General features: G+C 35.5%; 11 protein-coding genes and 1 riboswitch. Of the genes, 2 read left to right on the forward strand and 9 right to left on the reverse strand.

Going from position 1 to position 12,308, the window contains the following annotated elements; translation table 11 throughout:
• The first annotated feature begins 222 nt into the window (after positions 1-222).
• Positions 223-1,206 carry an EAL domain-containing protein gene (locus ACEPXG_RS19005; protein ID WP_391205910.1) on the forward strand — a complete coding sequence of 328 codons (984 nt, stop codon included), beginning with the start codon at positions 223-225 and terminating at the stop codon, positions 1,204-1,206.
• 82 nt (positions 1,207-1,288) lie between these two features.
• Here ACEPXG_RS19005 and ACEPXG_RS19010 read toward each other — a convergent pair whose 3' ends face one another.
• Complete coding sequence (locus tag ACEPXG_RS19010) at positions 1,289-2,455, reverse strand: TraB/GumN family protein (RefSeq protein ID WP_391205913.1); 1,167 nt, start codon at positions 2,453-2,455, stop codon at positions 1,289-1,291.
• Positions 2,456-2,697: 242 nt separating this feature from the next.
• Here ACEPXG_RS19010 and ACEPXG_RS19015 point away from each other — a divergent pair, with 242 nt between their 5' ends.
• Positions 2,698-3,039 carry a heme oxygenase gene (locus tag ACEPXG_RS19015; protein ID WP_391205916.1) on the forward strand — a complete coding sequence of 114 codons (342 nt, stop codon included), beginning with the start codon at positions 2,698-2,700 and terminating at the stop codon, positions 3,037-3,039.
• Between the two features lie 83 nt (positions 3,040-3,122).
• On the opposite strand, the gene ACEPXG_RS19020 is transcribed toward ACEPXG_RS19015, so the two are convergent.
• The 8 genes from ACEPXG_RS19020 to ACEPXG_RS19055 all read right to left on the reverse strand — a co-directional run bounded on the left by ACEPXG_RS19020 (position 3,123) and on the right by ACEPXG_RS19055 (position 12,307).
• Positions 3,123-4,205, reverse strand: a complete 1,083-nt coding sequence (locus ACEPXG_RS19020; protein WP_391205919.1) for a copper resistance D family protein — start codon at positions 4,203-4,205, stop codon at positions 3,123-3,125.
• A gap of 9 nt (positions 4,206-4,214) precedes the next feature.
• On the reverse strand, positions 4,215-4,757 hold the full coding sequence (locus tag ACEPXG_RS19025; protein ID WP_391205921.1) for a copper resistance protein CopC: 543 nt from the start codon (positions 4,755-4,757) through the stop codon (positions 4,215-4,217).
• 185 nt (positions 4,758-4,942) lie between these two features.
• A complete protein-coding gene (locus tag ACEPXG_RS19030; protein WP_391205924.1) occupies positions 4,943-5,677 on the reverse strand; it encodes an amino acid ABC transporter ATP-binding protein in 735 nt (244 codons plus the stop codon).
• A gap of 17 nt (positions 5,678-5,694) precedes the next feature.
• Positions 5,695-6,453 (reverse strand): amino acid ABC transporter permease, encoded by a 759-nt coding sequence (locus ACEPXG_RS19035; protein WP_391205927.1) that lies wholly within the window; start codon positions 6,451-6,453, stop codon positions 5,695-5,697.
• Positions 6,454-6,515: 62 nt separating this feature from the next.
• The gene (locus ACEPXG_RS19040) at positions 6,516-7,361 is read right to left on the reverse strand and encodes a transporter substrate-binding domain-containing protein (RefSeq protein ID WP_391210012.1); all 846 of its coding nucleotides are present in this window, start codon (positions 7,359-7,361) and stop codon (positions 6,516-6,518) included.
• Positions 7,362-7,490: 129 nt separating this feature from the next.
• A riboswitch (Lysine riboswitch) is annotated at positions 7,491-7,673 on the reverse strand.
• 446 nt (positions 7,674-8,119) lie between these two features.
• Entirely contained in the window at positions 8,120-9,874 is a 1,755-nt protein-coding gene (locus ACEPXG_RS19045) for a sulfatase-like hydrolase/transferase (protein WP_391205931.1), read from the reverse strand.
• Between the two features lie 157 nt (positions 9,875-10,031).
• Entirely contained in the window at positions 10,032-11,297 is a 1,266-nt protein-coding gene (locus tag ACEPXG_RS19050) for a cation:dicarboxylate symporter family transporter (protein WP_391205934.1), read from the reverse strand.
• A 107-nt stretch (positions 11,298-11,404) separates the two neighbouring features.
• Positions 11,405-12,307, reverse strand: a complete 903-nt coding sequence (locus ACEPXG_RS19055; RefSeq protein ID WP_391210014.1) for a response regulator — start codon at positions 12,305-12,307, stop codon at positions 11,405-11,407.
• Position 12,308: the final 1 nt, after the last annotated feature.

Genomic DNA, 12,308 nt, shown 5'->3' on the forward strand with positions numbered 1-12,308 from the left:
ACTATTCTCTAGAGATAGTTGGCTTTTTTTATTACGATAACACCATATGAAATAATTGTGTTTACGGGTATATTAGTTTCGATTAAATAGTTTTAGAAATAGTTTATAATGTTCAAGACTTTAAATTATGTTAATAAGCGATATTTCTTTATAATCAAAATTACTGTAAAAATATTTTCATAATGAGGAACAATAAGTAAATTATAAAGAGGTGGCTGAGATTTGGAATGTAATAATTGCACAGTAGATGAATTAATGTTTACGTTTAGGGTAAAAGGAACAGTTAATTTAGCAATGATGCCAGAAGTAATTCAGCATTTGAAAAGAAGGAATATATGGGTTGATATTAAGGGCAACGACTTTAAACTAAAAGAATCTGAAGTAAATGATTTTATCGACTTTTGCAAAGACCATATGAATCCAAATGATGTGTCGTTTATAGTTCCAAATAAAGAGTGGAAACCTTTTAGAGAGATTGAGAATGTTTTGGACATGCAGTGGATTGATGAAATCATTAAAAATGAGCAGCTAATTTGTTATTATCAACCCATTGTAGATGCAAAGGGAGATACATTTGCTTATGAAATACTTTCTAGATTTCAAAATAAAGACGGAATGTTAATTTATCCAAATGAGATTTTCTCTGCTGCGAGGGAAAGAGGTCGTTTGTATGCTCTGGACCGTGTGTGTAGGATGACTGCAGTAAAATATGCTGCTCGCTTAAAAGATAAGAAAGCATTTATTAACTTCATTCCTACCTCTATTTATTCGCCAGAATTTTGCTTGAAATCCACTACTAATCTAGCAAATGAACTAGGCGTGGACCCAGCTCAACTAGTTTTTGAAGTTGTAGAATCAGAACAAGTAGAAGATAGAGATCATTTAAAGAGAATATTAAATTATTATAAAGAAAAAGGTTTTCAATATGCACTAGATGATGTTGGTGAAGGCTATAATACATTGGAAATGTTAGAAGATATTAAGCCAAAATACATGAAGCTCGATATGAAATATGTGCAGGGTGTAGCGAGTGATAATTCCAAACAGGAGATAGCTTTAAAGTCATTGGAGAAGGCTCTCCAAGTAGAATCTGTCCCTTTAGCAGAAGGAATAGAGGAAAAAGAAGACTTTGAATGGTTGAAAGCAATCGGTTATCAACTATTCCAAGGATACTACTTTGGTAAACCAGCTCCTACTCCAATTTAAAAAGAAAATCTTCTTTATTGCGACTTTCAAACCGCAATAAAGGAGATTTTTATACTGTCTATTCTAGCTCAAATAAACCTTACTAAAAATTTTTAAAGAATAACCGAATAACATCTGCCCCGCCTATGAAAGCTCCTAAAGACCCCACTAGATTAGTTAGTACAACTACTAGTAAAATACGTGTAACCTTATTATGCCAAAATCCTTTTACTGTAAATACATCTTCTGAAAGAGTTTCAAAATCTCCAATGTTTGGTCGACGATAATAAGCTTGGACAATTCCCGATACCCACCCCGATGCTATTAAAGGATGTAAAGTAGTGATGGGAGCCGCAATAAAAGCAGATAATATTGCAAGCGGGTGCCCAAATGCAATAGCTGCTCCAATAGCTGCGGTAGTACCAGTCCATAATATCCAACTCAGTGCTTGGTCAAACCCTGCTGTCGGATTTGCAATAAACGTGTAAGCTACAATGGCAATAAGAAGAACCGGTATTATCCAACCCAGTATTTTAGGAACAACTGATTTTGGAGGAGTTTGAGCTAAGCCTACTAAATCATGTTCTTTATGAATCTCTTTCGTAATACCTGGTACATGCGCAGCACCTAATACAGCAACTACCTTTTTCCCCGGTGCATCTTTAATCTTTTGTGCTAAATATTGATCTCGTTCATCGATTAAAGGAGTTTTTAGCTTAGGAAAAGATTCTGTAAACTCAGCAAGAACTGCGTTAAGCGTATCTTGTGATTTCATTTTTTCAAGCTCTTCCTCGGAAATCGTTTCTCTGCTAAAGATGCTAAAGAATACAGAAGTGAGAAGCTGTCCCTTTCCTAACCAACCAAGATTATGCCAAATGCGTGAAAAGGTAATTTGTATATTGCGATCTGCTAGCACGAGATTTGCACCTGTTTCTTTGGCAGATTCAATCCCTTGAATCATTTCCTGTCCCGGCTTTATCTCAAACTGTTTTGCTAAACGATTTTGAAATGAAGATATAGCTAGATTCATTAATAGCAATGTCGCTTTTTTTTCTTTAATTACTTTAAAAATATCTGTTTCTTTCCACTTGTTGTTATCCATAACGGACTGGTATCTTTGTTCATCTAACTCAATACAAACTGAGTCTGGTCTTTCTGCTTCAATTACTTCTTTTACTTGTTCTGCACTTTGCCTAGATACATGCGCAGTGCCAATAAGTATCAATTCTCTACCATCTAGGTTTATACGAGTAATATTATCCTCTTTCACAAGCTTCTTCCTTCATAGAACATATTTCTTTTGCGCAATTTTATACTTTTAATTACGAAAAGACTGTCTATTATTAATAATGAATTAGATTAGCATAAATTTCAAATATGTTTTACTAATAAATGAAGAAAATATAAGTAAATAGCAACTCAATGACATTTCCTAATAAATCTTGAGAAAAGGTTTTTCTATGAAAAAGTGATATACTAAAAAATAATTTAACTATAAAGGAGTAATGCGAAATGTTTATCGTAACAAACAGAATTAGAACAAAATTAGGCTTTGCAGAAAAAATGGCTCCTAATTTCACTAAGCCAGGTGCATTACAAGAAATGGAAGGGTTTGTAAAAGTAGAAGTAACTCTTACACAAAACCTAACAGAATACGATGAGTTAAACGTAAATATGTACTGGGAAAACCTTGAGGCCTTTGAAGCTTGGAAAAATAGTGACGCATTTAAAGAATCTCATAAACGACCTGAGCCAGGTTCAAAAGCTGCTTCTCAAGAATCTCCTCTCCTTGGAAGTGAACTTGTTATTTCAAAAGTTGCATCTACTATTGAAGCCATTCCTTCAAAATTATAATATTTTCAATTCACATGTGTTGATTAACCGAAATTATCCAGTTAATAAAGAGGCTATCCTATATATTTAGGATAGCCTCTTGATTATTTAATACTCCATATTAACGCTAAATAGCTAGAAAACACGAATAGAATACTCAGTATAAACGTTATGAATGGCGGAGCTTTTTTAAGAAACGCGTAGACAGTTAATCCAATGAACAGAATCGCTAATAATAACAGGGATAAGCCTGTCGCATTTATCGTTAGTTCTACACGAAACACTTGTAAACTTTGTCCTTGATAAAAATAGCTGAATAATTTGGAAGGTCCTTCATTTTTGAACGTATTTTCACTTGGTGGTGATTGGTGGCCAAGTGCCGCAGTGACAGAAAAAATGAGTAACACTAATAAGCTTTCTACTCTAGCCCAAGGTTTCGGATTAAAGCTAGGGTCATTTTGTAGTTTCTTTTTGATGAATACGCCATTTATAATTGCGTACACAAGTAATGGAATGATTAATAGATGTTTAATCAACAGAAGTTGGCCATATGGTAGCATCCAGGAGTCTGTATAAGCAGCAAAATCAACTACAAACGTCATAAGCAGCAATCCAGAAATAATCGTTATACCGAAGCATGCTGATGCAACCGGTGTAAACCATTTTAAGAAGTTCAACCAATTTGAAAAACCTCTTGAAAACCAACTTACCATTAGTAAAATACCAATCCAAACTGTAACCACTGTAAAATGGGTAGTATGTGTAATAAACCCATTTAGGTGCTCAATAGAACTCGCGTGGCTTGCCCAACCTAATCCCAAAATTAAAAAAAATGTAAGGATAAGTCCTCCAATTGAATACGCACGATTTGTGTGATCCTCAAAAAATAGAAGGAAGATGAACAATATGATAGCTACTAAAAAAGTAAAAATCCACGCTTTGCCTACTTCAAACGTATAAAGAACCATTTGAAGTGTCCCCACAAAATCATTTCCTCTATTCAAATTTAACACTAGTAGTAAAATAGGAATAAAAGAAAAAAATGCAATTCCTATCGTAGCAATAACTTGTAACCTTCTCTGTACATTTATTTCTGGTTTCAAAGTGCTCGGCACAAGTGCAATAAGAAAGCTACCAATCAAAAGCGAAAAACAAAGATATACTAAAATTTCACTTAACGTAATCATGAATCTATCTTATTTCTTTCTACGCAACCAGATGAAAAGCCCACCAATGATTACGATTAACCCAATTACAACGAAAGGCACTACATTGGAAGATGATTTAACTTCCTCTTTCTGTTCTACTGTTGTTGGCGTAGCAGCAGGTGCTGAAGTTGTATTTGCTTGTTCTAATGTTTCACCTTCCACCGGTGCTTCAGAAGATGCGGGAACTTCTACAGTGAAAGGTATATTCCCTTCGATCTGATGTCCGTCTGCTCCAACAATATTCCAGTTTATTTCATAATTTCCGTTGTCCAAAGGTGTGGATAAATTACCCTTCAGTTTTTCTTCATTTATCGTCATATTGTCGACAGGAATTGTTTCGCCAGTTGAACTTTTTAGTTCAAACGTGCTACTTTGTTCTAATTTCCCTTCAAAAGTTAATGTAATTTCATTCAATTGTTCTGTCACTACTTCTCCACTTGCAGGATTGGAATCCTCTAACCCCGTATGTGCAAAAGCGCTATTTGCAAATGTAAACATAAAAACAAATGCAATGAATATTATTTTTTTCATAAAAATTCCTCCTAAATTAAATTTACATCACTTAGTATAACCAAACTTTGTGTTAAAAGTATGAAATACGTTTCAACACGAAAAAGAGGAGCCTTATTCGCATCCTCTACATAATAAATAAAGCTTCCTCTTCGTGTTGAAGGGAAGCCATAAAAATATCCTATGAAACCATAACATTAACACAATTATTTTAAAGTTCGTTTTAAAAATTCTCTCGTACGCTCTTGAGTAGGGTTATTAAAGATTTGTTCTGGTGGTCCCTCTTCCGCAATTACCCCTTTGTCCATAAATACTACTCGATCCGAAACTTCTTTTGCAAACTCCATTTCATGCGTAACTATTAACATGGTAAGTCCTGTTCCAGCTAGTTCCTTCATGACTTTCAGAACTTCTCCTACCATTTCAGGATCGAGCGCAGAAGTAGGCTCATCGAATAGCATAACATCTGGTTCCATCGATAATGCTCGAGCAATTGCGACACGCTGCTTTTGACCACCTGATAATTGGCTTGGTTTTGCATTCACGTATTGATCCATACCAACGACTTTTAAATATTTTAGCGCTGTTTTTTCAGCTTCTTCTTTAGAACGTTTCAGTACTTTCACTTGTCCAACAACACAATTGCTCAATACATTGTGATTATTAAATAAGTTAAACTGCTGGAAAACCATTCCTAATTTTGTCCGATATGCATGAATATCATGTTTATCATTTAAAATATTTTCCCCATGATAGATAATTTGTCCACCACTTGGTTTTTCTAAAAGATTAATACAACGAAGAAGAGTGGACTTACCCGATCCAGAGGAACCTATAATACATACTACTTCTCCTTTTTCAACGGAAAAATCGATATCTTTTAATACTTCATGCGTTCCAAAGGATTTGTTTAAATGTTGAACTTTAATCACGTTTTCCATACTTTATCATCCTTTGTTTACTGAATTCCAGCATTGTTTTTTGGCAGTGTGATTTGCGTTGTTTGACCAATCATACTGTAATTTGCTGGTCCTTCTAGTTTTCTTTCAATATATCGCAAAATTAACGTTACCGTAAAGGTCATGACAAAATACAAAATACACGCAACGAAAAACGGCTCAAAATATTTAAAACTAATTCCTGCAACAGTTTTTGTTTGGAAATATAGTTCCGTTACTCCTATTACATTTAATACGGAAGTATCTTTAATATTAATGATGAATTGGTTACCTGTTGCTGGCAAAATATTACGAATCACTTGCGGTAAAATAACTTGAAACATTGTTTGTAAGTGATTCATGCCGATTGCTTGAGCTGCTTCAAATTGCCCTTTTTCAATAGAGATAACCCCACCACGAACGATTTCTGCCATATAAGATCCTGTGTTAATAGATACGATAAATATAGCTGCAACAGTTCGGTCCATGTCTACACCAAAAGCCATAGCGGAACCATAAAATATAACCATTGCTTGTACAATCATTGGAGTTCCACGGAAAAACTCTATATATACGGAAAGAATTATATTCACTATTTTTAAAATTACTCGTTTTACTTTTCTTTCAGGTGTTGGTATTGTACGAATAACTCCTGCTAGCAAACCTATAATCGCACCAATAATAGTACTAATTATGGAGATTAAGAGGGTCATACCTGCTCCACGAAGAAATAATGGCCAATTATCAATAATCATTGATATAATCCACTCGATACTCATACTTTCCCTCCTTTACATATCAAATCCGGCTGCAAAAAGTAACAGCCGGTTTGCATTCTTCATTATTTAGCAGCTGGTTGATTTTGAATTGCTTTATCCATAATTTTTTGACGTTCTTCTTCAGAGACTTTTGCTAATATTTCATTAATCTTTTCTGTTAATTTACTACCTTTTTTAAGGCCAACCGCTACTGCCGTCTCTTCTTCATCCGCAACGAATCCATCTTCAAATTCTACCATTGCAAAATTTGGATTTGCGGAAGAAGCGCTAATTCCTTCAGGACGTTCAGATACGTACCCATCAATTACACCTGACTCCAATGCAACGCGCATCGCAGGAAAGTTATCCGATGCTGGTTGTTTTTTTACACCTTTAATTTGATCGATTACTCCGTAATGAGAAGTATTCAACTGACCAGTTACTTTTGCCCCACTAAAATCTTGAATAGAAGTTGCTCCTTCATAAGGTCCGCCTTTTTTAACGACCATTACAAAGTTTGATGTGTAGTAGTTTTCAGAGAAATCGATTGTCTTTTTACGCTCAGCTGTTGGAGACATACCTGCAATAATTGCATCAATTTTATTTGATTCTAATGAAGGGACTAAGCCATCCCATTCCGTTTTCACAATCACTAATTTCTTCCCTAAACCATCCGCAATCTTTTTAGCTATTTCTACGTCGTATCCACCAGCGTATTCCGCATTACCATCCAACTTTACTCCACCATTTGAATCATCTAATTGTGTCCAGTTAAATGGTGGATATCCAGCTTCCAATCCTATCGTAAATGTATCTTTTTCTTTTGTATTAGAAGAACCTGTACCATTATTTGAACTCGTTCCACATCCTGCCAATAACAACATTGTCGTAAGGAATAGCCCAATAAATATTGATAATTTCTTTTTCATCATTGTTTCTCCCCTTTTAATTTTAGTTTATGTGTTTAGGTACGAAAAAAGGACAATCTATACAAAAAAAGACCTGAGATGAACTCAGGTCGCAATATGCATAGTTGCCCTAAATCCTCTACTTTTCCCAAATGAGATAGCACACCATTATAAACCGGGATGTTTATAATGGCAGTCCTGCAGTTCTTAACTACAGACCCAGCAAGTAATACGGAGAACTATTACAAACTTCGGCGACATTTCCTTCTCCCTAGAATCATGGCTTCTCAAACTCCACTAAGGACTGTTAAATATCGCGCCTCTACCCCACAAATAAAGTGAGGTCGTATTCAATTATTGTTCATAGTTTACAATAACAATAGATTTCTGTCAACGAAAGGGGGATTTTATCTGAAGATAAACTCCTATATAAATTACAGACGGAAGTATTTATACTTTAAATCTACTAATCTGTTCTTGTAAATAAATCCTTTCCTATTCTTTTAAAAGCGGACGAAGATGCAGTTTCGTCCGCTCAAGCCTTCTTTGCCTATGGATACTATCTATCTTTCTCTAGTACCACCTACTATAATCATGCAACCACTGATTCATGTAATTGATGCATGCCCCTTGGAAAGCGTCAGCCTGAAGCGGAAATAAACCTGTTCATTGCATAAAAATTTATATACTTTTTTATTCTTCTAGTAAAAACGATAGAATATCATCTTCTAGAGAGTTAAGCTTATCAACTCTCTTTTTCAAGACATACCAAAAACTTTTCAACTAGTTGGTGAAAGTCTTTTTTGCTTACATTGTTGTTCCAGCGTCTTTGTTAATATTTGTTGGATGATGGCCGATTCGGTTGTTGCAAGCGAAGGGTCAGCTAAATTTACCTGTTCTAACGGGTCTCTTGTCACATTATATAACTCAAATTGCTCTGGAATCGGCTCTTCTTTTATTGTCGTCACACAAAGATTGTTTTCTTCGGTTATTGTTATGTCAACATTAGCTGGACTCGACCAAAACATTGGATTATCGAAATAACGAGCTAGTTTCCAATTCTCCTTTTCTTTCATTTTTCCCGTCTCTAATGTCGCAATCACTGCCTCGATATGGTTTGGTTGGACTACTGATTCATAAGGTATTCCAGTAACCGGGTTCGTTTGATTTAAACCTTTCGAGACATCATCATCTGTCATAAAATAGATAGGTTCATTTGCTCGGAAGAAGTGTTCATGTCCTTTAATTAGTGGCGTTAAATTTCTTCCAATTAATGATTGCGCCTCCGAATGATCGTTTGAAAGCTTTTTACGAATCTGTTCTACATTTATCTCTGCTAGCCCCAACAACGTAGGTAGAATATCTACGTGACTTGTTAACATTTCTGTGCAAGCTGGTTGTGGGAAAAGAGTAGGATTATAAATAATCAATGGGACATGAATAGATTCTTCATACATATTATACCACTTTTGATAGAGCCCACCGTGTGCCCCCAGTTGTTCTCCATGATCGGATGTAAATAGTATAATCGTATTCTCATAAAAACTGGATTGTTGAAGTGCCTTGAAAACCTTATGCATTTCCTGATCCGCCTTTTTTGTTAAGCTATAGTATAGTTGGCGATAGAAATTGTTATCAATAATTGGTTGTAATACCTTGGGGTATGTGATGCGGTAACTTTCTTGAGCGGTAGGTTTAGTAAGAAGAGACTCCCCAACTGTAGGAGCAGGCGGAATGTATGGAAGCGTTGGATCCACTTCAAAGTTAAAGTTTGGAGAAATTGCTGATAGTACCCCGTAAATTGCAATATCGTGAGGGTTTACAAAGGAACACATGATAAACCATGGATTATCTTCATGATGACACATTGACTTTTCATCCAGTGAATTGATTAACTGGACAGTTTCACTAGCGTACACCTCGTCTCGTCCACTCGTACCAATTCTTGCGGAAGAGGCAGAGTTTCGTGGATTTGCCCCATGAGGCTCTGGTCCAATCCAATCGGAATATCCAAAAGTATCGAGACGGTTCGCCTTTTCATACATTTTTTCTTTTTCTTTATCTGGAACTCCTGTTATCGGATTATAGCTTAAAAACTGATTTTTAGTACCTGGAATTAATATATCTTCATCCGAAGCATGCCATTTCCCTTTCCAAAAAGTATTATATCCCGCAGCTCGAAAGTAATCTCCCATCGTTGGCACCGTGTTTGGATCAAGCCAAAATAGATCTGGATCAAATGAACCTTTTGCTCCTCCAGGAGTTTGTGTTACCCCGTGAAGTGAGGGATATTGCCCGGTATATAATGTTGCTCTACTTGGAGAGCAGGCACTGCTACCTACATAATGATTTAAGAATTCCATTCCGTTCTTTTTTAATAATTCATGGGTTAGTAAATTTTCTTTCCGCCATTCCTTTAACTCCTGTGTTTCATAGACAGAAGGATAACGCTCTTGATCAACCATTAAAACGAGAAAATTTAGTTGTTTTTTTCGATCGTGGTGATGACTGTGTTTTCTTTTATTGTCATCCATTTTTACACCTTCCTTTCTATTTTTTAATACTATATGTTTATAACAAAAATAAAGGCTTACTATTGTCACCCTTTACTTCAAACAATTTTCATTAAACACCAAAAAAAACCGACCCCCAAATTGGATAGTCGGTTTTATTTTTATCTTATTTGTGCGCTTACTCAATGGAAGAATAATATTCCTCTTTTTTCGCCGTGTCAAATCGCCCTTCCCACTTAGACATTACAATCGTAGCAAGAGAATTACCTACTACATTTACCACTGTACGTGCCATATCAAGAAGACGGTCAATACCAGCAATGAATGCAAGTCCTTCAGGAGGAATACCTACAGTTCCTAAAGTAGCTAGTAAGACAACGAAAGAAACTCCTGGAACCCCAGCGATTCCTTTGGATGTAACCATCAATACTAAAACTAATGTAATTTGCTGCGTAATACTCAAATTAATATGATACATTTGCGCGATAAAAATCGCTGCAATAGCTTGGTATAGGGTGGATCCATCCAAGTTAAAAGAATATCCCGTTGGAACAACAAAAGATACAATATCTTTTGGAGCCCCGAATTTCTCCATTTTCTCCATCACTTTCGGCAATACTGTTTCGGAGCTTGAAGTGGAATAAGCTAATAGCAGTTCATCTTTTAATACTTTAATAAGATGAAAAATGTTTATACCGACCAGCTTTGCTATGCCACCTAGCACAACAATTATAAAAAAGATCATCGTAGCGTAGACGAGTATCATTAACTTTCCAAGTGGAAGCAACGATTCCAATCCAAATTTTGAAACAGTAACACCAATTAAAGCAAATACGCCAAATGGAGCAAACTTCATAATTAGATTCGTCACCCAGAACATGGCATCCGCGGTACCTTGAAAAAATGCAAGCACCGGTTTTCCTTTTTCACCAATCGCCGCAATACCTAACCCAAAAAGTACAGAAAAGAAGATAATCGCTAGCATATTACCTTCCGACATTGCTTTCACAATATTGCTCGGTACAGCATTGACAATTACATCCGCAAAACCATGATGTTGTACTTCTTCACTCGTTTGAACATATTGATCTATATCACCTTTGGATAGTGTTGACATATCCAACCCAGCACCTGGATGGAAGATGTTTGCCGCCAGTAAACCAACAACAATCGCGATCGTTGTAACAATTTCGAAGTAAATTAGCGTTTTTCCACCCAATTTACCTAACTGCTTTATACTTCCCGTCCCCGCAACTCCTAAGATTAAAGTAGAAATAATAATTGGGACTACAATCATTTTAATCATATTTATAAATATGGTTCCAATCGGTTGCAAATAAGTTTCTACTGCAGGATTTCCGAAAAAAATTGCTCCTACAAAGATTCCTAGTATGAGCCCGACAAGAATTTGATATGCCAAAGTAAACTTAAACTTTTTCTTCATCTAAAACACCCCTTTTTATATTGAAAACGCTTTCTTATATACAAAATAGCTTTTACAATATTATAAAAGGGACTTATAAAATCCGACAAAATCCGACATTAATAATTTTATTTATTTTCACCTTGAAGGTTGAATTTGTCCTTTGTTTCTAAATACAGCACTTGAAGAAATTTTTTACTATTAACTTTTACCTTTGCCTCCTCTTTGCTACTTTCTCTTATATGTATCATTTGATTTCTAATTTCTTGAAAGTCAAAATACCGAGGAGCATAGTATTCAAATTCGGGATTTGTATAATCAATTGAGCCTAAAGAAGCTAAATTATTTACCGCTACCAGAATCGTTCTACGTATGCGTTGCTCAATTGCCTTGCTTTCCTTTCTCACATCAACTAGATGGGACTTTGTCTTGGTAGCAACAGACTCGTATAAATCTTTTAAAGGTGGTAATTGAGCAGCTGCTTCACGTTGGTTCATGAGAAATTCAATAATAGATACAATATCGTCACTTCCTGCTTCTCCAATAATACCCATATCGTTGAGTATAGACAGTACGATTTCCTTTACACTTTGCTTTCTCTTCCCAATTTGACTCGGACCAATTTTTTCTAATGATTCCCGAATAGATAGTATAGAATCTCTTAGACGAAATTGCTCAGCAGTTTTTTTTAGAATACTTTGTACCTCCACGCGATTTATGGGCTTATGTATAAAAAATTCTATCCCTTTTTCATAAGCTTCTCCCACCATTTCTTTGTTAACAATTTGAGAGATCATAATGAATTGACCTTGATATCCTTGATTCCTTAATTGTTCAATCGTTTCAATACCGTCTAATACTGGCATTAATAAATCGATTAAAACTACATCTGGTTGCATTTTAATGACAGAGGATATACAACTTGCTCCGCTTTCCGCCTCTCCTATGACAAAACCAAGATTTCCTTCCAATATTATTTTCTTTAGCATAGTTCTACTAGCTGTATCATCATCTACTATAAAATAACGCAGT

The organism is Psychrobacillus sp. L4, from assembly GCF_042944905.1.
Lineage (GTDB): Bacteria > Bacillota > Bacilli > Bacillales_A > Planococcaceae > Psychrobacillus.

Excerpts from the sequence above, each read along its gene's own strand:
- ACEPXG_RS19015 (WP_391205916.1), top strand. The coding sequence starts at position 2,698 with ATGTTTATCGTAACAAACAGAATTAGAACAAAATTAGGCTTTGCAGAA.
- ACEPXG_RS19020 (WP_391205919.1), bottom strand. The coding sequence starts at position 4,205 with ATGATTACGTTAAGTGAAATTTTAGTATATCTTTGTTTTTCGCTTTTG.
- ACEPXG_RS19025 (WP_391205921.1), bottom strand. The coding sequence starts at position 4,757 with ATGAAAAAAATAATATTCATTGCATTTGTTTTTATGTTTACATTTGCA.
- ACEPXG_RS19030 (WP_391205924.1), bottom strand. The coding sequence starts at position 5,677 with ATGGAAAACGTGATTAAAGTTCAACATTTAAACAAATCCTTTGGAACG.
- ACEPXG_RS19035 (WP_391205927.1), bottom strand. The coding sequence starts at position 6,453 with ATGAGTATCGAGTGGATTATATCAATGATTATTGATAATTGGCCATTA.
- ACEPXG_RS19040 (WP_391210012.1), bottom strand. The coding sequence starts at position 7,361 with ATGAAAAAGAAATTATCAATATTTATTGGGCTATTCCTTACGACAATG.
- ACEPXG_RS19045 (WP_391205931.1), bottom strand. The coding sequence starts at position 9,874 with ATGGATGACAATAAAAGAAAACACAGTCATCACCACGATCGAAAAAAA.
- ACEPXG_RS19050 (WP_391205934.1), bottom strand. The coding sequence starts at position 11,297 with ATGAAGAAAAAGTTTAAGTTTACTTTGGCATATCAAATTCTTGTCGGG.